The 21,905-nt window shown below is 67.0% G+C and carries 19 protein-coding genes; 9 read left to right on the top strand and 10 right to left on the bottom strand.

Annotation, left to right across the window (positions count from 1 at the left end; translation table 11 throughout):
* Positions 1–34: 34 nt before the first annotated feature.
* On the top strand, positions 35–3,292 hold the full coding sequence (locus QTH97_RS04155; protein WP_286566786.1) for an efflux RND transporter permease subunit: 3,258 nt from the start codon (positions 35–37) through the stop codon (positions 3,290–3,292).
* Between the two features lie 25 nt (positions 3,293–3,317).
* A complete protein-coding gene (locus QTH97_RS04150; RefSeq protein ID WP_286566785.1) occupies positions 3,318–4,793 on the top strand; it encodes an efflux transporter outer membrane subunit in 1,476 nt (491 codons plus the stop codon).
* A gap of 4 nt (positions 4,794–4,797) precedes the next feature.
* On the opposite strand, the gene QTH97_RS04145 is transcribed toward QTH97_RS04150, so the two are convergent.
* Positions 4,798–5,664: a MurR/RpiR family transcriptional regulator gene (locus QTH97_RS04145; RefSeq protein ID WP_286566784.1), complete on the bottom strand. Its 867-nt coding sequence runs from the start codon at positions 5,662–5,664 to the stop codon at positions 4,798–4,800.
* Positions 5,665–5,792: 128 nt separating this feature from the next.
* On the opposite strand from QTH97_RS04145, the gene QTH97_RS04140 reads away from it, so the two are divergent.
* The 5 genes from QTH97_RS04140 to QTH97_RS04120 all read left to right on the top strand — a co-directional run bounded on the left by QTH97_RS04140 (position 5,793) and on the right by QTH97_RS04120 (position 10,399).
* On the top strand, positions 5,793–7,139 hold the full coding sequence (locus QTH97_RS04140) for an aspartate aminotransferase family protein (protein ID WP_286566783.1): 1,347 nt from the start codon (positions 5,793–5,795) through the stop codon (positions 7,137–7,139).
* Positions 7,140–7,239: 100 nt separating this feature from the next.
* Positions 7,240–8,109 carry a transporter substrate-binding domain-containing protein gene (locus QTH97_RS04135; protein ID WP_286567098.1) on the top strand — a complete coding sequence of 290 codons (870 nt, stop codon included), beginning with the start codon at positions 7,240–7,242 and terminating at the stop codon, positions 8,107–8,109.
* A gap of 9 nt (positions 8,110–8,118) precedes the next feature.
* Positions 8,119–8,757 (top strand): aspartate/glutamate racemase family protein, encoded by a 639-nt coding sequence (locus QTH97_RS04130; protein WP_286566782.1) that lies wholly within the window; start codon positions 8,119–8,121, stop codon positions 8,755–8,757.
* A 34-nt stretch (positions 8,758–8,791) separates the two neighbouring features.
* Positions 8,792–9,493 carry a GNAT family N-acetyltransferase gene (locus tag QTH97_RS04125; protein WP_286566781.1) on the top strand — a complete coding sequence of 234 codons (702 nt, stop codon included), beginning with the start codon at positions 8,792–8,794 and terminating at the stop codon, positions 9,491–9,493.
* A gap of 81 nt (positions 9,494–9,574) precedes the next feature.
* Complete coding sequence (locus QTH97_RS04120; protein WP_286566780.1) at positions 9,575–10,399, top strand: undecaprenyl-diphosphate phosphatase; 825 nt, start codon at positions 9,575–9,577, stop codon at positions 10,397–10,399.
* A gap of 84 nt (positions 10,400–10,483) precedes the next feature.
* Here QTH97_RS04120 and QTH97_RS04115 read toward each other — a convergent pair whose 3' ends face one another.
* The 6 genes from QTH97_RS04115 to QTH97_RS04090 all read right to left on the bottom strand — a co-directional run bounded on the left by QTH97_RS04115 (position 10,484) and on the right by QTH97_RS04090 (position 17,096).
* Complete coding sequence (locus QTH97_RS04115; protein ID WP_286566779.1) at positions 10,484–11,290, bottom strand: alpha/beta fold hydrolase; 807 nt, start codon at positions 11,288–11,290, stop codon at positions 10,484–10,486.
* 146 nt (positions 11,291–11,436) lie between these two features.
* Positions 11,437–12,276 carry a proteasome-type protease gene (locus QTH97_RS04110; protein ID WP_286566777.1) on the bottom strand — a complete coding sequence of 280 codons (840 nt, stop codon included), beginning with the start codon at positions 12,274–12,276 and terminating at the stop codon, positions 11,437–11,439.
* 26 nt (positions 12,277–12,302) lie between these two features.
* A complete protein-coding gene (gene mutS, locus QTH97_RS04105) occupies positions 12,303–14,927 on the bottom strand; it encodes a DNA mismatch repair protein MutS (RefSeq protein WP_286566776.1) in 2,625 nt (874 codons plus the stop codon).
* Between the two features lie 114 nt (positions 14,928–15,041).
* Complete coding sequence (locus QTH97_RS04100; protein ID WP_286566775.1) at positions 15,042–15,539, bottom strand: hypothetical protein; 498 nt, start codon at positions 15,537–15,539, stop codon at positions 15,042–15,044.
* Positions 15,540–15,669: 130 nt separating this feature from the next.
* Positions 15,670–16,506: a siderophore-interacting protein gene (locus QTH97_RS04095; protein ID WP_286566774.1), complete on the bottom strand. Its 837-nt coding sequence runs from the start codon at positions 16,504–16,506 to the stop codon at positions 15,670–15,672.
* An 11-nt stretch (positions 16,507–16,517) separates the two neighbouring features.
* Entirely contained in the window at positions 16,518–17,096 is a 579-nt protein-coding gene (locus tag QTH97_RS04090; RefSeq protein ID WP_286566773.1) for a PadR family transcriptional regulator, read from the bottom strand.
* 99 nt (positions 17,097–17,195) lie between these two features.
* Here QTH97_RS04090 and QTH97_RS04085 point away from each other — a divergent pair, with 99 nt between their 5' ends.
* The gene (locus QTH97_RS04085) at positions 17,196–18,164 is read left to right on the top strand and encodes an AraC family transcriptional regulator (protein WP_286566772.1); all 969 of its coding nucleotides are present in this window, start codon (positions 17,196–17,198) and stop codon (positions 18,162–18,164) included.
* A gap of 90 nt (positions 18,165–18,254) precedes the next feature.
* Complete coding sequence (locus QTH97_RS04080) at positions 18,255–18,476, top strand: hypothetical protein (RefSeq protein WP_286566771.1); 222 nt, start codon at positions 18,255–18,257, stop codon at positions 18,474–18,476.
* A 54-nt stretch (positions 18,477–18,530) separates the two neighbouring features.
* Here the strand turns inward: QTH97_RS04080 and QTH97_RS04075 are convergent, their stop codons facing one another.
* From QTH97_RS04075 to QTH97_RS04065, 3 genes are read right to left on the bottom strand one after another with little or no spacing between them, the layout of a single operon-like run.
* A complete protein-coding gene (locus QTH97_RS04075) occupies positions 18,531–19,847 on the bottom strand; it encodes a sulfatase family protein (protein ID WP_286566770.1) in 1,317 nt (438 codons plus the stop codon).
* 5 nt (positions 19,848–19,852) lie between these two features.
* Entirely contained in the window at positions 19,853–20,821 is a 969-nt protein-coding gene (locus QTH97_RS04070; RefSeq protein WP_286566769.1) for a Bug family tripartite tricarboxylate transporter substrate binding protein, read from the bottom strand.
* 23 nt (positions 20,822–20,844) lie between these two features.
* Positions 20,845–21,822, bottom strand: a complete 978-nt coding sequence (locus QTH97_RS04065) for a Bug family tripartite tricarboxylate transporter substrate binding protein (protein ID WP_286566768.1) — start codon at positions 21,820–21,822, stop codon at positions 20,845–20,847.
* Between the last annotated feature and the right edge of the window lie 83 nt (positions 21,823–21,905).

The raw sequence follows: 21,905 nt of genomic DNA, 5'->3' as shown, positions 1-21,905 counted from the left end.
GGCGCCCGGCAGGCGCACGCAAGGAGGTCACCCGGTGAACCTCTCCAAGCCCTTCGTGGAGCGCCCCATTGCCACGGTATTGCTGACCATAGGCATCGCCTTGGCCGGCATCGTCGCGTTCTTCGTCCTGCCGGTGTCCCCGCTCCCGCAAGTCGATTTCCCGACCATCTCCGTGCAGGCCAGCCTCGCCGGCGCAAGCCCGAGCACGATGGCTTCGAGCGTTGCGACGCCCCTGGAGCGCAGGCTGGGCATCATTCCGGGCGTCAATGAACTGACTTCGACCAGTTCCAACGGCTCGGCACGCGTCACGCTCCAGTTCGACCTGAGCCGCAACATCGACAGCGCCGCGCGCGAGGTGCAGGCCGCCATCAATGCCGCGCGCGTCGATCTGCCGGCCACGCTCCGCAGCAATCCGACCTACCGCAAGCGCAATCCCACGGCGGCGCCGGTCATCATCCTGGCGCTGACTTCCAAGACACGCACGCCGGGGCAGATCTACGAGGCGGTGTCGAACATCGTGAGCCAGCGCCTGTCGCAGGTCGAAGGGGTGGGCGAAGTCGAAATCGGCGGCGGATCGCTGCCCGCGGTGCGGGTCGAGCTGGAGCCCTTCGCGCTCAACAAGCTGGGCATCAGCACCGAAGACGTGCGCGCGGCCATCCAGGCCAACAACGCCAACCGGCCCAAGGGCGCCATCGAAAGCGCGGATCGCAAGCTGCAGATCTATACGCCGGCGCCGGGCCGCCGTGCGGCCGACTACCGCGACCTCGTCATCGCCTGGCGCAACGATGCGGCCGTGCGGCTGGGCGATGTCGCGCGCGTCATCGACAGCGTGGAGAACACCCGCACGCTGGGCCTGTTCAACGGCGAACCCTCGGTCGTGGTGCTCGTTACCCAATCGCCGGGCGCCAACATCATCGAAACCGTGGACGGCGTGCGCAAGCTGCTGCCGGAACTGCGCGAGCAACTGCCGCAGGACATCGAGATCCAGGTCGCGTCCGACCGTACCAATTCGATCCGCGCCTCCCTGCGCGAGATCGAATTCACCTTGATGATCTCGGTCGTGCTCGTGGTGCTGGTGGTCGGCCTGTTCCTGCGCAAGGCGCGCGCCACCATCGTGCCGGCCGTGGCGACGATCGTCTCGCTGCTCGGCACTTTCGGCGTGATGCACCTGCTGGGCTACAGCCTCAACAACCTGAGCCTGATGGCCCTCACGGTGGCCACCGGCTTCGTGGTCGACGACGCGATCGTCGTGCTCGAGAACACCACGCGTCACGTCGAAGCGGGCATGAACCGCGTCGAAGCCGCATTGCGCGGCGCGAAGGAAGTCGGCTTCACGGTGCTGTCGATCAGCCTGTCGCTGGTGGCGGTGTTCATCCCGCTGCTGTTCATGGGCGGGCAAGTGGGGCGGCTGTTCCGGGAATTCGCGGTCACGCTGTCGGCCTCGGTGCTGATTTCGCTCGTGATCTCGCTGACCACCACGCCGATGCTGTGCGCGATGCTGCTGCGCAGCGAAGCGGAAGAGGGCGGCAAGAAGCCCGGGCGCGTGCGCGGCTGGTTCATCCGGCAGGCGGAACGCGCATGGGACGGCACCCTGCGGGCATATGCGCACAGCCTCGACTGGGCACTGGCGAGCAAGGGCGTGGTGGTGGTCGTGCTGCTGGCGGTGATCGCGCTCAACGTCTATCTCTTCAACGCGATTCCCAAGGGCTACTTTCCCCAGCAGGACAACGGACAGCTGAACGCCGGCCTGCGCGCCGACCAGAGCATCTCCTCGGCGGCCGTCGCGGAGAAGCTGCGCCAGGCTGTCGACATCATCCGCAAGGACCCGGCCGTGGATACGGTGGTGGGTTTCTCCGGCGGCGGGCGCGCGGGCGGCGGCTTCATGTTCGTCAACCTCAAGCCGGTGTCCGAACGCACGGTGAAGACGCAGGCCGTCATCGACCGCCTGCGCCCGCAGCTCAACCAGCTCACGGGGCTGCGCGTCTTCCTGAGCCCGGTGCAGGACCTGCGCATGGGCGGGCGCTCCAGCAACTCCAGCTACCAGTACACGCTCAAGAGCGACAACCTCTCCGACCTGCGCGCGTGGTCGACCAAGCTGGCCGACCGCCTGCGCCAGGAAGCCGCGCTGACCGACGTGGACAGCGACGATGCCGACAACGGCGTCGAGACCTTCGTCGAGGTCGATCGCAACGCCGCCGCACGGCTCGGCGTGACATCGGCCGCGGTGGACAACGCGCTCTACAACGCCTACGGCCAGCGCTCGGTGGCGACCATCTACGACGAGCTCAACCAGTACTCGGTGATCATGGAGTGGTCGCCGCGCTTCCAGCGCTCGCCGAACGTGCTCAGGGACCTGTACGTGCCCTCGACCCTGAGCACGACGACGACCGCGACCGGCGAGTCGATCACCTCCTCGCTCGAAGTCACCAAGGACGCGACCACAGGCACATCGACCACGACCTCCGCCAACCCGGGGTCGCGCACGTCTTCGGCCGGCCAGCAGATCGCCACCGACACCACGCTCATGGTCCCGCTCTCGGCCTTCGCGAAATTCAGCGAGCGTGCGGTGCCGACGTCCATCGACCACCAGGACACCGAACTCGCGAGCACCGTCTCCTTCAGCCTGGCCGATGGCGTGAGCCTGTCGGACGCCAAGCGCATCGTCGCGCAGGCCGAGGCCGACATCGCGATGCCGGTCAACGTGCGCGGCAGCTTCCAGGGCACGGCGCTGGCGGCGCAGCAGTCGCAGGGGCAGCAGTGGTTCCTGATCATTTCGGCGCTGGTCGTGATCTACATCGTGCTGGGTGTGCTCTACGAGAGCCTCATCCATCCGATCACCGTGCTGACGACGCTGCCTTCGGCCGGCGTGGGCGCGGTGCTGGCGCTGCTGCTGTTCCGCATGGAGTTCTCGATCATCGCGTTGATCGGGGTGTTCCTGCTCATCGGCATCGTCAAGAAGAACGCCATCCTGATCATCGACTTCGCCCTGGAGGCCGAACGATCGCGCGGACTCACCGCCGTCGAGGCGGTGCGCGAAGCCTGCCTGCTGCGCTTCCGCCCGATCCTGATGACCACGCTGGCCGCCGCGCTCGGCGCATTGCCGCTCGCAATCGGCTTCGGCCTCGGCGCAGAGCTGCGCCAGCCGCTGGGCGTGGCGATCATCGGCGGGCTGATCGCAAGCCAGCTGCTGACGCTGCTGACCACGCCGGTCGTCTATGTGCTGCTCGACAAGCTGCGCCGGCGTCCCGCCAACGAAAAATTCCTGAGCCGCGCGGCCGACGCCTCCACATGAAGGCCGCGACAGGGCATCCGACACCATGACCGCATCGAACCGATTCCTCTCCCGCTGCCGCGCAGGCCGCTTTGAACGCACAGCCCTGGCGCTGGCATTGGCCGCGGCGCTGGCAGGCTGTGCGATAGGCCCTGCGTATGTGCAGCCCGAGACCACTGCGCCGGCCGCATGGAAATCCGCGCCCGCGGCCGAAGGCTGGCTGCCTGCGGCGCCCGCCGACGCGCTGGACCGTGGCGAGTGGTGGAAGCTCTTCGGCGATCCGGTGCTCGACGAACTCGCGGCGCGCGTGCAGGTGTCCAACCAGAACATCGCGGCCGCCGTCGCCAACTACTCGCAAGCGCAGGCCCTTGTGCGCGGGCAGCGCGCGGCCTTGTTCCCCACGGTCTCGGCCGACGGCGGCGCGCGCCGGGCGGGCGCCCGCAACACCTCGCCAACCAACGCCATGACCGCCTCGCTCAATGCCGACTGGGCGCCGGACGTGTGGGGCCGGCTGCGCAAGGCCGTGGACAGCGCGCAGGCCGGCGCCCAGGCGAGCGAAGCCGATCTCGCCCTGGCTCGCCTGTCCGCCGTGGGCAGCCTCGCGAGCAGCTACTTTTCGCTGCGCGAGGCGGATGCCGAGCTGCGCATCCTCAAGGAAACGCTCGAAGGCTACGAGCGCAGCCTCCAGATCACACGCAATCGCTACGCCGCGAGCATCGCGGCGCAGAGCGACGTGCAGCAGGCGGAAACCCTCTACGTCAACACGCAGGCCGATGCCCTGGAGATCAAGCGGACCCGCGATACGCTGGAACATGCGGTCGCGGTGCTGGTCGGCGCGGCGCCCGCTGACTTCTCCTTGCCGGTGGCCGAGTGGAATCCTGTCGTGCCCGGCATTCCGGCTGGTGTGCCGACGACCCTGCTGCAGCGCCGGCCCGATATCGCCGCGGCAGAGCGCGAGGTCGCTGCGGCCAACGCGCAGATCGGCATCGCGCGTGCAGCCTACTACCCCGACTTCACGCTGAGCGGCGGCATCAGCAGCGCGTCGAGCCGCGTCGGCGACCTGTTCAATGCGTCGAACACGCTCTGGTCGCTGGGGTTGTCCGTCGCGCAGGTGGTGTTCGACGCGGGCGCCATCGGTGCCAGCGTGGACGCGGCCAAGGCGGGCCATGAGGCGTCCGTGGCGCGCTACCGCCAGACGGTGCTGACCGCCTTCCAGAACGTCGAAGACCAGCTCACGGCGGGCGCCAGCCTCGCCAAGCAGGAAGGCCTGCGCCGGCAAGCGTCGGCCGCGGCAGACCGCACGGAGCAGCAGTTCGTCAACCGCTACCGCGCGGGCACCATCGACTACACGAGCGTCGTGGTGGCGCAGGTCTCGGCGCTCAATGCGCGACGCAATCTGCTGCAGTTGCAGGTCAACCGCCAGAACGCGGCAGTGGGGCTGATCCAGTCGCTGGGTGGTGGCTGGCAGGCCGAGTGGATGGAGCCCGGAGCGCAGGCGCCCGTGGCGCGCGCCGGCTCCTGAACCGTCAGCCGCCGCGAAGCCGGGGCGCCTGGAGGTAGGCGCCCGATTCGAACAACTGCGCCTCGGCCAGGTCGATGCGCTTGACGACCGCCTTGCCCGAGCGGCTCGCCAACAATTCCAGCAAGGCTTCCGTCAGCGCCGTACCTGCCGCGATGGACGGGAAGAACGACGGGCTGTGGATGGCAAACAGCAGCGTCTCGTCCGCCAGCAGCGACAACGGCGAAGCCTCGCTGTCGGTCAGCGCCAGAACCTTGCAGCCTGCGGCCTTTGCGGCCTGCGCCACCTGCAGCGCCTCGCGAGAGTAGGGCGCAAAGCTTGCGATGACCAGGGCATCGCCCTTCTGCATCGCGCGCTGCTGCATTTCGAGGGAACCGCCCTGGCCGTCGATCAGCTGGACGCTGGTGCGGAACATCCGGTAGACGTAGACGAAGGAGAAGGCAATCGGAAAGCTGGCGCGGAAACCCGCGGCATGCACCGTGTTCGCCTTCTCCAGCAGCGCGCAGGCCTTCTGCAGCGAAGCCGCGCTCTGGCGCTCGGTGCCTTCGAGGTTGAGCCGGTGCACCTTGAACATCTCGCCGACCAGTGACTGGTCGCTCGCGCGGCCGACCAGTGTGCGGGCGCGTTCCCCGTAGGCCTCCGGACCGAGCCCCATCTCCGCCGTCATGGCTTCCTTGAACTGCGGCCAGCCGACAAAGCCCAGGTGCTGAGCAAAGCGCACCAGCGTGGCGGGCGTGCCGCCGGCGCGCGTGCCAACGGCGCGCATCGAGCTCGTCACCACGTCGTTGGGGTGGTCGAGCACGTATTTCGCGATCTGCTGGAGGGCGGGGCTCAGGCTCTCGTAGCGCTGGCGCAGGTCTTCCTTGACGCCCATGGCGGCTTCCTTTCCGGGTCGGAACAAATGTACCGGATGAAACAGTTCTGTTCCAGAAAGGCGTTGACGGAACAAATGTTCCAAACAATAATTCATTCAGTACATTGGTTCCAGAACGGAAAGCTCTCATGACGCATGTCTTTCACCGCCATCTCCGCCACACGCCGCCGGTCGCGGCATCCGCCGGTGGCATGATCATTTGCGACGCGGAAGGGCGGGAATACCTCGACGCTTCGGGCGGGGCGGCGGTGTCCTCGCTGGGCCATGGACATCCCGACGTGATCGCCGCGATGCACGCGCAGATCGACAAGATCGCGTATGCCCACACCAGTTTCTTCACCACCGAAGTGGCTGAGGAACTAGCCGACGAGCTGATTCGCACCGCGCCCGAAGGCATGAGCCACGTCTACCTCGTGAGCGGCGGTTCGGAGGCGGTCGAGTCCGCGCTCAAGATGGCGCGGCAGTATTTCGTGGAAATCGGCCAGCCGCAGCGCACCCACTTCATCGCGCGGCGGCAGAGCTACCACGGCAACACGCTGGGCGCGCTGGCGGTGGGCGGCAACGCGTGGCGCCGCGAGCCATTCGCGCCCATCCTCGTGCCGGCCACGCATGTGTCGCCTTGCTATTCCTACCGCGAGCAGCGAGAGGGCGAGACGGCCGAGCAATACGGCTTGCGCCTCGCGGCCGAACTGGAAGCCGCGATCCTCGCGCAGGGCGCCGACAGCGTGATCGCCTTCGTCGCTGAAACGGTGGGTGGCGCGACTGCCGGCGTGCTGACGCCGGTGCCGGGCTACTTCAAGGCAGTGCGCGAGGTTTGCGACCGCTACGGCGTGCTTCTGATCCTCGACGAGGTGATGTGCGGGATGGGCCGCACCGGCACGCTGTACGCGAGCGAGCAGGAAGGTGTCGTGCCCGACCTGGTCACCATCGCCAAGGGCCTGGGCGGCGGCTATCAGCCGGTCGGCGCGGTGCTCGCGCAGAAGAAGATCGTCGATGCGATGTCGCAAGGAAGCGGCTTCTTCCAGCACGGACATACCTATCTCGGCCACCCGGTGGCGTGCGCCGCGGCGCTGGCGGTGCAGCGAGTGATCCATCGCGACGGCCTGCTAGCCAAGGTGCGCGACGACGGCGAGGCTTTCGGCAGCATGCTGCGCGAGACGCTGGGGGGTCATGCGAACGTGGGGGACATTCGCGGTCGCGGCTTCTTCTGGGGCATCGAACTCGTGGCCGATCGCGACAGCAAGGCGTCCTTTGCACCGGAGCTGAGGCTGCATGCCCTCATCAAGAAGGAAGCGATGGCGCAGGGCCTGTTGTGCTACCCCTTCGGCGGCACCGTCGACGGCAAGCAGGGCGATCACGTGCTGCTCGCGCCGCCATTCATCGCTTCGCGCCAGAACCTGCGGGACATCGCGGGTCGGCTGGCCTCGGCCATCGATGCCGTCGCGCGCGCGGTCGCTGCACCGCTCTCGCGCTGAAGCGCCGCCCGGATTTCGCGTTCCCGTTCTTCAACCCGTACCGAGGAGTCTCCCCGTGGCATTTGCTCGTCTGTCATCCATCCTTGCCGGCGCGGCCGGCATGGCCGCCTGTCTCTTGATGCCGCTCGCGGTCGCCCATGCGCAGGACGGCGGTGGCACGCTGGCCAAGATCAAGTCCAGCGGCTCGATCACCTTCGGCTACCGGGAGTCGTCCTTCGGTTTCTCGTACCTGGACGCCAACCTCAAGCCGGTGGGCTACAGCATCGACATCTGCAATCGCATCGTGGAAGCGGTGAAGACCGAACTGAAGATGCCCAGCGTGGAGGTCCGCTACCAGGCGGTGACCTCGGCCAACCGCATCCCGCTGGTGGCCAACGGCACGGTCGATATCGAGTGCGGCTCCACCACCAACCTCGTCGAGCGGCAGAAGCAGGTGGCGTTCTCGCCGGACATCTTCCGCTACAACGTGCGCATGCTGGTGAAGGCCGATTCGGGCATCCGGAGCATTGCCGACCTGCAAGGCAAGACGGTGGTCACGACCACGGGCACGACCTCGTTCCGCCTGCTGCGCGAGGCCGACAAGGGCAAGAACCTGGAGGTGACCAACCTGGCAGGCAAGGACCACACGGATTCCTTCCTGCTGGTGGAAAGCGGCCGTGCCCAGGCTTTCGTGCTGGACGACATCCTGCTCGCAGGCCAGATCGCGAACGCCCGCAATCCGAAGGACTTCGTCATCACCGGCGAGAGCCTGCGCACCGAGAACCAGTCGCTGATGATCCGCAAGGACGATCCGGAGTTCAAGGCGTTGGTGGACCGGGTGGTCGGCGGGATGATGAAATCGGGCGAAATGGAAAAGCTGTACAACCGCTGGTTCATGTCGCCGATTCCGCCGAAAAGCATCAACATCAACTACCCGCTCAATGCCGAGACGAAGGACGCATTCGCGAATCCGTCGTCGAAGGGGATCTGAGCCTTTCCCATGACCCGCATCGCCCTGATCCATGCGCTGACCCATTCGGTCGCTCCCATCAATGAAGCGCTCGAGCGCGACTGGCCCGCAGCCACGCGCATGAACCTGATCGACGACAGCCTCAGCGCCGATCTCGCGCGTGGCGGGCGTGGGCTGGATGACGCGATGCACGAGCGCTTCCAGCAACTGGCGCAGTACGCTGTCGACACCGGTGCGCGGGGCCTTCTCTTCACCTGCTCGGCCTTCGGGCCGTGCATCGAGGCGGTGGCGCGTCGGCATGCGGGCATTCCGGTGCTGAAGCCGAACGAGGCGATGGTGGCCGAGGCCGCGTCTGGTGCAGGCAAGCTGGGCCTTCTCGCGACCTTCGGGCCGACGCTGAAGTCGATGCCGCCGGAATTCCCGCCGGACGTGGAACTCGAACTGGCCCTGGCCGAAGGCGCGCTCGAAGCATTGAACGCCGGCGACACGCAGCGTCACGACGATCTGATCGTCGCGCACGCCCGGCGCTTGCGCGATCGTGGCTGCACGCGTATCGCCCTGGCGCAATTCAGCATGGCGCGCGCACGATCGGCTTGTGAAGTTGCCACAGGATTGCCGATACTGACCACGGTCGACAGCGCCGTGCGTGCGCTGCGCGAGCGCGTCTGACCTCTCAGGCCTGGGCGTCCTGGAGCGCGCTCCCATGAAGGATCTCCTCGACAACATCGCCTGGCACACGTTGGCGGGCTCGCATTCGAAGTTCGCCATCGGCGACGGGCATGCCCGCAGGTATGCACCGGGCTTCTCGCCGATCGTCGGGTTCGCGAATGTCCGGAGTCCTGATTTCGATGCGCTTGCGCGTTGTTGCGACGCCGGCGATCGCTTCTATTGCATGGACTGGTCGGGGGCCGCACCGGACGGCTGGCAGATCGAACTGGATTCGACGATGTTCAGGATGGTATGGGATGGTTCCATGCCCGAGGCAGAGGCAGAGGGAGAGGCAGAGGCAGAAGAGTGGGTCGATGCCATTTCGCTGCGGCCGGAGCACGCCGCGCAGGCCGTCGAACTCGCCGCGCTGACCCGGCCCGGTCCGTTCGGCCCGCGGACGCCCGAGTTGGGCGAGTATTTCGGCTGCTTCGAGGGCGACCGCCTGATCGCCATGGCCGGTGAACGCATGTGTGCCGGTTCGCTGCGCGAGATCAGCGGCGTGTGCACGCATCCCGACTTCCAGGGCCAAGGGCTTGCGCGCCGCCTGGTCGCGAAGCTGATCCGCCGCCAGTTGCTGCGCGGCGAAACGCCGTTCCTCCACGTCATGCGGGACAACGAGGGCGCCCACCGGCTCTATGGCCGGATGGGTTTTCGTGACCACTGCGAGGCGATCGTGCGCGTGATCTCTCAGCGCTGAGCCGTGGCTGGCCCGGTAGGGCGCCTGAACGGTTCCTGACTTCCGCCATCGCGATAATCGACGCTCTTTCAAGGAGCGTGTGTGGATATCGTTTTGCTGGTCAAGGCTGCCGTCATGGGCATCGTCGAAGGTCTGACCGAATTCCTTCCGATCTCGTCAACCGGCCATCTGATCCTCGCGGGCTCGCTGCTCGGATTCGACGACGACAAGGCCAAGGTGTTCGACATCGCGATCCAGACCGGCGCGATCTTCGCGGTCATCCTGGTCTACTGGCAGAAGATCCATTCCACCATCGTCGCGCTGCCCCGGCAGCCCAAGGCGCGGCGTTTCGCGCTCAACGTGCTGATCGGTTTCCTGCCCGCCGTGGTTCTGGGGCTGCTGTTCGGCAAGATGATCAAGGAGCACCTGTTCACGCCGGTGGTGGTGGCCAGCACCTTCATCATCGGCGGCTTCATCATCCTCTGGGCCGAGAAGCGGCCGCCCGGCTCGGTGCGCATCGAGCACGTCGACGACATGACGCCGTGGGACGCGCTCAAGGTCGGCATCGTGCAGTGCTTCGCGATGATCCCAGGCACCAGCCGCAGTGGCGCCACCATCATCGGCGGGATGCTGCTGGGACTGTCGCGCAAGGCCGCGACCGACTTCTCGTTCTTCCTCGCGATCCCGACGCTGATCGGCGCGGGGGTCTACAGCCTCTACAAGGAACGCGCTCTGCTCTCGGTGGCCGACATTCCGCTGTTCGCGGTCGGGCTGGTGTTCTCGTTCGTCAGTGCGTGGTTCTGTGTGCGCTGGCTGCTGCGCTATATCAGCACGCACGACTTCATTCCCTTTGCGTGGTACCGCATCGCCTTCGGCATCGTGGTCCTGGCGACGGCCTGGAGTGGCGTGGTGGCCTGGAAGAACTGACGCTCGCCCCCAGGTCGACTCACTTCGTGTGGCCGCCGATCCCCTGCCGGGGGCACGGTACTTCTGGAAGGGTTCGTCTTGGGTCTAGACGAGCAGGTTGCGCAGCGATGCCTCGACGGCGGCGGCTGTCGCAATCGGCTTTTCCATCGGGAAGAGGTGCGTGCCGTCGAGCATCATGATGCGACCCTTGCTGACCTGCTGCGTCATCGTCATGCCGACCCGCCGCATCTCGATCGACTGGCGCCCGCCGATGAAGGCGACGGGGCACTTGAGCGGGTGCGCGCGCAGCAGCGAGCTCAGGTTGTGCGGGATGGTGTCGTAGATCGCCGTTTCCACATCGCGGTCGAAGCTCAGCGCCCGCGTGTCATCGACATCGAAGGTGCCGTGCTCGATGTAGTCACGCAGCACGCGCTCGTCCCACTTCGCAAAAGCCTTCTTGCTGCGGAAGTGCTCGAAGACCGCTTCGCGGTGCTCCCAGATGTTCTTGCGCTTCCGGCTGATCATGCCGGGCGACACGCTCTTCATCAGCGGCGTGCGCTTCATGAGGTTGATGGTGCCGGCGCGCCAGCCGCCGATGATCGGCGAATCGATCAGCACGACGCCCTTGGCGAGCGCCGGATGGCGGGCAGCGCACATCAGGCTCAGGAATCCGCCGAGCGAATGGCCGATGAGGAACACCGGCGCGCCTGCCAGTTTGGCGCGCTCGTTCGCGAAGTCCGCGAGCTGCTCCACGAGATGCGGCCAGTTGTCGGTGACCGGGTACTTCGGGTCGTGGCCGAATTTCTCGATCGCATCGATGTCGAAGCCGCGATTGCGCAGGCTGTCGAGCATCACGCGGTAGGTGCTCGCGGGAAAGCTGTTGCCGTGGGAGAAGATGACGGGAGGGAGCATGGGAATGCGCGATTGGAACAAGCTGGCCAGCGAAGCGATGCCCGTTCGCAAAACCCCGCGGAACCGGCTTGGCCGGGCCGCCGGGGTTGCCCCCGGCAGGGGGTGGGCGGCCACACGAGGTGGGCGAGCCTGGGGGCGAGTTCTATCTAGATCAACTTTTCGTCGGGCGTGGAAATCTTGCGCAGCGGGCTGTGCCGCGTGGCAGGCATCTTGAGTGGATGCTCGGTGTATGCGTCGTCCCAGACCGGGTCCTCGATGCTGTCGAACACTTCGCGCAGCTTCTGGCCCCAGCTGTTGTGCATCATGCGGTAGTAGGGGTTGTCGGCGTCGATGCAGACCACCTTGTCCGTCTGCAGGCGGTTGGCTTCGTAGACCACCAGGTCCAGCGGCAGGCCGACCGAGAGGTTCGACTTCATCGTCGAATCCATCGAGACCAGTGCGCATTTGGCGGCCTCGTCCAGTGGGGTGTCCGGCGTGAGCACGCGGTCCAGCACGGGCTTGCCGTACTTCGATTCGCCGACCTGGAAGTAAGGCGTCTCGCTGGTCGCCTCGATGAAATTACCGGCGGCGTACACCAGGAAAAGGCGCATGCCTTCGCCCTTGACCTGGCCGCCGAAGACGAAGGAGACGTTGAAGTCCAGTCCGGCGTGCTTGAGCGCCTCGGCGTCGCGGTCGTACACGTGGCGCACGGCCGAGCCGAGTACGCGGGCGGCGTCGAACATGCTCTTGGCGTTCCAGATCGTGATCGGCGGGCCATCCTCGCCGTCTTCCCGCACCTCGCGCAACTCCTCGATCTGGAGAATTTCGCGCACCGACTGCGAAATGCTGAGATTGCCTGCCGACAGCAGCACCATGACGCGGTCGCCCGGCTGCTCGTAGACGATCATCTTGCGGAAGGTGCTGATGTGATCCACGCCCGCATTGGTGCGTGAATCGGAAAGAAACACCAGTCCGGCGTTGAGTTTGATGCCGACGCAGTAAGTCATGAGTTCTTCTCGCACGAATCGGACCATCAGCCCTGGTCGCGCAGTTGCAGTTTCTTCAGCGAGTAGAGCGCTTCCAGCGCCTCGCGCGGGCTCATCGCGTCGGGGTCGAGCGCGGTCAGCGCGGATTCTACGGCGCTCGCCATCGGCGCCTCGGCAACGGGCGGCGGTGCAAAGAGGTCGACTTGAGCGCGCGTCTGCGTCTGCTGGGCTTCCAGCGCCTCGAGCGCCTGGCGCGCATGGTTGACCACCGCGGCCGGCATGCCGGCGAGCCGCGCGACCTGGATGCCGTAGCTCTTGCTTGCGGGGCCGGGCTGCATTTCGTGCAGGAACACGATGTCGCGGCCCGCTTCGGTGGCGCTCACGTGCATGTTGACCGCGCCATGGTGCGTGGCGGGGAACTCGGTGAGTTCGAAATAGTGCGTCGCGAAGAGCGTGAAGGCACGCGTGCGGTCGTGCAGCTGCGCGGCAATGCCGGCGGCCAGTGCGAGGCCGTCGAAGGTGCTGGTGCCGCGGCCGATCTCGTCCATCAACACCAGCGAGTGGGCGGTGGCGCCGTGCAGGATCTGGGCGGCCTCGGTCATCTCCAGCATGAAGGTCGATTGCGCATTGGCCAGGTCGTCCGCCGCGCCGATGCGCGTGTGGATCGCGTCGATGGGCCCGAGCCGGCAGCCATCGGCCGGGACGTGCGAGCCGATCGAGGCCAGCAGCACGATGATCGCCACCTGCCGCATGTAGGTCGACTTGCCGCCCATGTTGGGCCCGGTGATGACCTGCATCCTCTGCTGTGGACCGAGGCGGGTGTCGTTCGCAATGAAGGCGCCCGATGATTTCTCGGCAAGGCGGGCCTCGACCACCGGATGGCGGCCCTTGTCGATCTCGATGCAGGGATGCGCGACAAAGCTGGGCGCGCGCCAGTGCAGGGTGTGCGAGCGTTCCGCCAGCGCGCACAGGGCGTCGAGCGTCGCCAGCGCGCCGGCCAGCCGGGTCAGCGAGGCGACAAAGGGCTGGAGGGCGTCAAGCAACTGCCCGTACAGCCATTTCTCGCGCGCCAGGGCGCGGTCCTGCGCCGACAACGCCTTGTCCTCGAAGGCCTTGAGCTCGGGCGTGATGAAGCGCTCGGCGTTCTTCAGCGTCTGGCGCCGTCGGTAGTTGTCGGGCACCTTGGTGAGCGCGCTTTGAGTGACTTCGATGTAGAAGCCATGCACGCGGTTGAACTGCACGCGCAGGTTGGTGATGCCGGTGCGTTCGCGCTCGCTGGCTTCGAGCTGCAGCAGGAAGTCGTCGCAGTTCTCGCTGATGGCGCGCAGCTCGTCGAGTTCGGCGTCGTGGCCGGTGGCGATGACACCGCCGTCGCGCACCAACGCGGCCGGCTCGGGGCTGATCGCGGCCAGCAGCAGTTCGACGCAGCCGGCGGGCGGCGCGAGTTGGGTGGCGATCTGGGACAGCAGCGACACCGAGGCGGGCAAGGCGGGTGACAGTTGTTCCGCCTTGGCAAGTGCAAGCCGGAGCGCCACCAGTTCGCGCGGGCGCACTTGCCGCAGTGCGATGCGCGCCGCGATGCGCTCGACGTCGCTGGTGTTCTTGAGTTGCTCGCGCAAGGTGCGCCAAGGCGCGGAGGTGCCGCCAGGCGCCGTGGCCTGGAGCGCGTCGATGGCTTCGAGCCGCGCCTGCGCATCGCCGCGCTCGCGGCGCGGCGCCAGCAGCCAGCGCCTGAGCAGCCGGCTGCCCATGCCCGTCATGCAGGTGTCGAGCAGGGAGAAGAGCGTCGGCGATTCCTCGCCGCGCAGGGTCTGCACCAGTTCGAGGTTGCGCCGCGTGGTCGGGGGCAGCTCGATCAGGTCGCCGTCGCGTTCGACCGACAGGCGTTGCACGTGCGAAAGCGCACGGCCTTGCGTGTGTTCGGCATAGCCCAGCAGCGCGGCGGCGGCGGCATGCGCATTGGTCAGCGACTCGGCGCTCCAGGCGGCGAGGTTGTTGCTGCCCATCTGCTCGCAGAGCTTGCGCTCCCCCAGGCCGCCGTCGAACTGCCAGGCCGGACGCAGCGACAGAGTGAAGGGCGCGGCGCTGCGCGCGGCCTTCAGCCGCTGCTCGAAGGCGGGCGTCACTTCGGCGCTGTAGAGCAACTCGCTGGGCGCGATGCGGGCGATCCAGGCTTCGAGCGCATCGGCCGGGCATTCCGCCAGCCGGAGCTCGGCGCCCGTGACGCTGAGCCACGCGAGTCCGCAGAAGTTGCGCGCGCCGGCGTGCACGGCGAGCAGCAGCGATTCGCTTTTGTCGTTGAGCAGTTCCGCATCGGTCAGCGTGCCTGGCGTGACCACGCGCACCACCTTGCGCTCCACCGGCCCCTTGCTCGCGCCGACTTCGCCGACCTGCTCGCAGATCGCGACGGATTCGCCGAGCTTGATCAGGCGTGCCAGGTAGGTGTCGACCGCATGGAACGGCACGCCGCACATCGTCACCGGCTGGCCGGCCGACTGGCCGCGCTGGGTCAGGGTGATGTCGAGCAGGCGCGCGGCCTTTTCAGCGTCGGCGTAGAAAAGTTCGTAGAAATCGCCCATCCGGTAGAAGAGCAGGGTGTCCGGATGGTTGGCCTTGAGTCCCAGGTACTGGGCCATCATGGGCGTGTGGGGTGCGGTGGCGGGGAGAGTCATCGGAAATGGATCGGTGCGCGGCCGACGGCCGGCAGGCCCGCATCATAAGGAACGGGGCCGATTCCTCGGCGATGACTGCGGAGGGAGGGAGAAAGAAGGCCCTGGCCGAAGTCCTCAGACCTGCCCGCGGCGCCTGCGCGCGACGCGCACGGCGTCCACCCAGGTATCGACGTTGAATCGCTGGCCCGAATCCGCGATGCGCGCGGACGTGATCCGGTGCAGCGGCACGCGCCGGATGTCGCCCGGCAGCTCGCCATGGCCGGCGATCATCTTCTTCTGAATATCGAGGTGATCGACCTGCAGCGTGCATTCGATCTTCTTGTCATGCGCGTCGATGTATCGGACCCGGATGCGAGGCGTCTCGTCGACCACCGCATGTTCGCCCTTGCCCTGGATGAACCATTCGGGGAGGGTGTCGGGGACCGAGTCGCCAGAAGACGTCAGGCTGCTGCGCACGGTGGGAATCTCCAGCGGCACGTGGCCTGATCGCACCCTTGCCGCTTCGATGCGGCGCTCGGCGTCGCGGCGCATCGCGGCGCGGCGCCAAGCCCACGCCACACCCCACAGCAGCAGGACGCCCGTCAGCAATGCCACGAAAAATTGCCACTGCATCAGCCCGATGCCCATCTGTCAGCCCCCTTCGATTCCTAATGCCTAAGTACTCAGCGGCGGAATTTTCGACCCCTCATTCGGGATAGTCAAACTATCACCTGGCATAGCGCGTTTGGAGGATGGGCTGGCTTCAATCCTCGTGGGTGTCGTGCGTGGCGACCGCGCCCAGGCGCCAGTACCCCGCTGCCTTGACCCATTTGGGATTGGCGCCGCGTTCGCCGACCAGATGCGCACGGAGCGCCTTGGCGGCGGTCGATTCGCACGCCACCCAGGCGTGGAAGTCGCCTTCCGGGAGGTTCAGCTTGCGCAGCGCATCGAGCAGGGGCGAGCCCACGCCCGGCTCGGCACCGCGGCGGTGCACCCATTGAAGGTCGAGGGCGGCCGGTGTGTCGAAGGCGATCTGATCGGCTTCTCCGTCGACTTCCGCCAGCACCACGACGCGCGTCCCGGCCGGCAATTCGGCCAGGCGGCGCGAGATCGCGGGCAGCGCGGTGTCGTCGCCGATCAGCAGGTGCCAGTCGAACGCGGTCGGAATGATGAAGGAGCCGCGCGGACCGCCCACGCCGAGCGTGTCGCCCGGTTGGGCGGTCTCGGCCCATTGCGTGGCGGGGCCCGCGTCGTGCAGCGCGAAGTCGATCTCGAGCGTGCCCGCCTCGGCGTCGTGGCGGCGCGGCGTGTAGTCACGCATGGCGGGCTTCCGGCCGCCGGGCCACACGGGGCCGTCCGGGCCGGCGGTCGGCACGATCAGCGCACCGGTCTTCGCGTCGGGGAAGAAGATCTTGGCGTGATCGTCGAAGCCCGGGCTGGTGAAGCCCGCGAGATCGTCGCCGGAGAGCGTGACGCGGATCAGGTGCGGCGTGACGCGCTGCACCTGCTGCACCTGCAGCTTGCGAAAGCGCAGCTCGTGGCGCACGCGGCGCGGCAGGCGGTCAGGGGCGGAGGTGGAAGGTGTCGAGGTTTCGGTCATGCGGATGTTGGCTAGATGCGTTCCAGTTGTTGGGCGGCGCTGTCGAGCACCGCGGCGAATTCATGGGCCTGTTGTTCGGTGAGCGGTTCCCGCGAAAGACGCATGCGCATCGCGAGCTTGAGGTTCTCGATGGCGCGAACCACCTGCGGCGGCCGGCCGGCGCGCGGGCCGGCGCCGTCGACGCCGCCGTCCATGCGGGCCATCATCTCGTCGGTGGTCTCGCGGTTGGCCGTGAGGAAATCCTTGCCGCCGTCGGTGACGGTGTAGCGCTTGCGCCCGCCACCGTCGGCGGTATCGACGCTGACGTAGCCGAGCTCCTCGAGCAGCGTGAGCGTGGGGTAGACGATGCCCGGGCTGGGGCTGTAGCGGCCGCCGAGGCGTTCTTCGATGGCCTTGATGAGCTCGTAGCCGTGACTGGGCTTGTCCGCGATCAGCTGCAGCAGCACGAAGCGCAGGCCGCCGTGGCCGAACACCCGGCCACCGGCGCCGCGCCCGCCGCGCGGGCCGGCGTGGTGTTCACGTCCGCCACCCAGGCCATCGCCGTGTTCACCGCGCCGGGTGCCGTGTAAAAAGCGTTTGAAGTCTCGCATGGAAGGTCTTTCTGTGTCGTTATCTGATTTGATAAAGATATATCGAAATAATGTCGGAGTCAAGCTCGACCCGGGACCTTGGCGCGCACGGAGCCGTGCGTGAGCAGTTCGCGGCATGCATACGTCGCACGCATCAACCGCGTGACCGACCACATCGACAGCCACCTCGCCGAGCCACTGGACCTCGCGAGGCTGGCGGAGGTGGCGAACTTCTCGGCCTGGCATTTCCACCGCGTGTTCCAGGCCATGACCGGCGAAACGCTGGCCGATCGGGTTCGGCGGCGCCGGCTAGAGGTGGCGGCGGGCCGCTTGCTGTTCGTTCCGCCCGAGCCCGTGCTGGCTATCGCGCTCGATGTCGGCTTCGGATCGGCGGCGGTGTTCACGCGCTCGTTCAGTGCGCATTTCGGGGTCACGCCCACGGCCTGGCGGCGCGGCGCGTTCCGCGCATGGGCGGAGAGCCGCCGGATTCAGCTTGGCAAGATTCATCAAGCGGACCGCAACCGGCATCAAGCGGTCGCGGAGGCCTTCCTGCACGATGAGCGTTCCTGGCCCAAGGGACAGGTTCCTCTCACTCCGGATTCAGAAAACCGACAGATGAAAGTCGAACTCAAGACGTTTGCGCCGGTGCGCGTGGCCTACATGCGGCAGGTGGGGCCCTACGGCAGCCCCGAAATCACGCGCACGTGGCAACGCTTTGCGGCCTGGTGCGGGCAGAAGGGGCTGATGCAGCCACGCCGGGTGATGTACGGCATCAGCCATGACAACGCAGACGTGACGCCACCCGAGAAATGCCGCTACGACGCGTGCATCGAGGTCGACGAGGGTTTCCGCCCCGAAGGCGAGATCGGCGTGCAGACCCTTGGCGGTGGGCGCTTTGCATGCGTTGCCTACGCGGGCACGGCGTCGGAAATCCACGCGGCGTGGGTACGACTCTGCGACTGGCTGCCCGACAGCGGCTATCAGGCCGACGATGCGCCGCCGATGGAGGTCTATGGCAAGGACTTCGCCATCGACGAAAAGACGGGGGCTTTCGCTTGTGAACTGTGCATGCCGGTACGGGCGCTGTAGCAGCGCCGGCCGTGATGAACTGCCCGGTTCGCCGCCACTCGTTGCGGGGCGGGCTTGAAAAGTCTAGGGTAAACCCTTAGAATACAGCCCATGACCTCTTCCAACTGGTACTTCCCTCGCAACCCCAAGTTCACCGACTCGTTCGAGCGTGAACTGGCCAGCAACGACGCTTGCCACATCGGCCGCGACGAACCGTCCTTGGCCCGCCCTGCGCTGAAGGTCCTCGCCAACGGCTTCGATGCCGTGGTTCGCTCCGTGCATTTCCTGCGCGCTTCGGCCCAGCAGCCTGCACTGGCACTCAAGGCAAGTTGATCCCGCAGCGCCGTCGCAAAAAAGCCCCTCGCGAGGGGCTTTTTGCTGTCCGGCTCATCGCTGCGGCATGTCCTTGACGGAGTAGCCAAGGCTCACCGTCGCATCCTCTGGAATCGGCGGCATCGTCGCGTTCCACGCGAGCCAGGCGTCGCGCATCGCGGCCAGGCGCCCGGGCTCCCTGTGCGCCTGGTTGGCACGCTCGCGCTCGTCGGCCGGGATGTTGAAGAGGTATTCGTTGCCGTCGACCTGGAGGTATTTCCAGTCGCCGTCACGCATCGCGCGCTGTCCGCGGTGGTTCATGCGCCAGTGCAGGGCGCGCGCAAAGGTCCGCGAAGCATCGCGCAGCACCGGAAGCAGGGATACGCCGTCGAGCGGGTACTGCGAATGCGTAGGCACGCCCGCCGCCTCGAGCATGGTCGCCGACCAATCCATCGTCATGCACGGCTGCGTACTCTCGCCGCCCGCGCCGATGACCTTCGGCCAGTGCGCGATCCATGGCACGCGGATGCCGCCCTCGGTCAGGTCCATCTTGCCGCCGACCAGCGGCCAGTTGTCGGAGAAGCGTTCCCCGCCGTTGTCGCTGGTGAAGACGACGAGGGTGTTGTCGGCCATGCCGTGCTTCTCCAGCGCCGCCATGATCCAGCCGATGCCTTCGTCCATGTGATGGATCATGCGGCGATAGGTCTGGACATTGCCGCCCGCGAGGTCGAAGAGGTTGTTCTTCACCGTCGGCGCCTTGGCCTCGTCCTCGCGCGTTTCCCACGGCCAATGGGGCGCGGTGTAGTGCAGGCTCAGGAAAAAGGGGGCTTCCTGTTGCGCCATGCGCTCCACGTAGTCGACCGCGCGCCGCGAGAGCAGATCGGTCAGGTAGCCTTCCTGCTGGCAGTCTTCCTCGCCGAACCACAGGTCATGCCTGCCGCTGGAATCGCAGTGCGTGAAATAGTCGACGCCGCCCGACATCGGCCCGAAGAATTCCTCGTAGCCCGACCGCAACGGTCCAAAGGCCGGCGGGTACCCCAAATGCCACTTGCCGACGAGGGCCGTGCGGTAACCGGCACCGCGCAAGAGCGAGGGCAGGGTCGGATGCTCTGGCGGCAATCCCAGCGATGTGCTGCCGCGGCTCTTGCTGTTGATCGGCTCCTCGGCCGCGCCGCGCAGCCTGTATTGATAGCGCCCGGTGATCATGGCGAAGCGGGTGGGCGAGCACACGGGCGAGTTCGCATAGCCCTGCGTGAACTTGATGCCCTGGGCCGCCAGCCGGTCGAGCACCGGCGACACGGGTCCGAAGGCGGCATCCCGGCCGCCATAGCAGCCAAGGTCGGCATAGCCGAGATCGTCGGCCACGATGAAGATGATGTTGGGTTTCTGCATGGCTGTCAGGGCTGGTAGCCGGATTTCTGGACCACGGGCGCCCACTGCGCGCGGTACGACTTGAGCATCGCCGCCGTCTGGTCCTGCGTGCTCACGACCGGAGTCATCAGCGCATCCTTGAAGCGGCGCTGGGTGTCCGGGTCCTGCATGACTTCGTGGATGGCCTTGGACAGCCGGGCGGCCTTGTCGCGCGGCATCGTCGCCGGCGCGAAGAAGGTGTTCCATCCCGTTGCGACCAGGTCGAGCCCCGCTTCCTTGAAGGTCGGGATGTCCGGCGCGAAGGACGACCGCCTGGCGCCCGAGACTGCGAGCACGCGGATCTTGCCGGCCTGGTGCTGCGGGAGGTCGACGTCGAAGGTGTCGAACGCGATCGGAACCTGTCCGCCCATGAGATCGGTCAGCAGCGGGCCGGAGCCGCGATAGCCGATCACCTGCGCCTGCACCTTGGCCTTCTCGCCCATCATGAGTCCGAAGAAGTGCGGCAGGCTGCCGGTCGCGGGGACGCCGAAGTTGGCCTTCTCGGGATTGGCGCGCATCCAGGCGAGCAGATGCGACAACTCGCGCACGGGCACGGCCGTCGACACGGCCAGCGCGAATTCGTAGTCGTTGACATGCGAAACGGGCACGAAATCGCGCTCGGCGTCGTAGCCGTTGTCCTTGAACACGAGCGGCGCGACGACCATCACGGCCGGATTGGCGAGCATCAGCACGTTCTGCCCGGCCGGCGTGGCCTTGACCTGTTGCGCGGCGAGCCTGCCCCCGGCGCCGGGCTTGTTGTCCACGATGACGGGCACGCCCAGCTTGGGCTGCAGCTTGTCGCCGACGATGCGTGCCACGCGATCGGTCGCGCCGCCGGCCGCATAGCCGACCACGATGCGCAACGGGCCGCCTTCGAGCGCCTGTGCCTGCGCGCCGAGCGCCGTGGCAGCAAGGGTCAGGGTCGCGGCGATGCGCGGGATGAAATGACGAAACATGGATTCTCCGGTTGAGGACTCGCTCAGTCGCTGGCCTGGAAGTTGACGGCCTTCATGATGCCGCCCCAGCGGGCGGTGTCCTCACGCATTGTCTTCAGCAAGGCGCTGGCGTCGTCGCCGACCGGATACATGCCGTTCTGCAGCAACTGCTGCCGCACTTCGCGCGAATTGACCGCTCGGGTGAACTCCGCGCGCAGCTTGTCGACGACGGGCTGCGGCGTCTTCAGCGGCGCGTAGTAGGCAAACCACGCGGTCGCGACCACGTCCTTGAGCCCCCCCTCGACAAAAGTGGGCAGGCTGGGCATCAGCGGCGAGCGCTTGTCGCCGCTGGTCGCGAGCACCTTCACGCGGCCGGTGGGCAACATCTGCAAGGCGCCGCCCACGGTGTCGAAGTAGACGGGCACGGTGCCGCCCATGACGTCCTGCCGGGCGGGTGTCGAGCCGCGGTAGGGCACGTGGACCATCTTCAGCCCGGCCGACCGGTTGAGCATTTCGCCGAGAAAATGCGAAGGCGTGCCAGCGCCGTAGGAGGCGAAGCTGACCTTGTCGCCCTGCGACTTCGCCCAGGCCAGGAATTCGGGCAGCGTGTTGGCCGGCACATCCTTGCCTACCACCAGCGCCAGCTCGAACCGGGCCGCGTTGACGATCGGCACGAAGTCCCTGATCGGGTCGTAAGAGAGGTTGCGGTATGCGTTCGGGAACATCGTCATCATGCCGGCCGTGCCCAGGAGCAAGGTGTGGCCATCCGGCGCGGCGGTCTTCACCGCCTCGACGGCGATGCGGCCCGCGGCGCCGGAGCGGTTGTCGATGATCAAGGGGCCGAGCGAGTCCCGGACTTCCTGGGCGATGGCGCGTGTCAGCACGTCCTGCGTGCCGCCGGCGGGAACGCCGATGAGTACCTTGATCGGCTGTCCCGGCGTGAAGGCCTGCGCAAGCGGGGCCAGGGCGATGCCGCCCAGGGCGGCGAGGACGTGACGGCGGTCGAATGTGTGTGGCGGCATGGGCAACGTCTCCTTGAATCTCAATCTCGATCTCGATCTCGGGCGGGCGGCGAGGCACCCACGCTCCCAGGGACTTTAGAGTC

The sequence above is a fragment of the Variovorax gracilis genome (assembly GCF_030317115.1).
GTDB lineage: Bacteria > Pseudomonadota > Gammaproteobacteria > Burkholderiales > Burkholderiaceae_C > Variovorax > Variovorax gracilis.
This window is presented reverse-complemented; position numbering and strand designations above follow the sequence as displayed.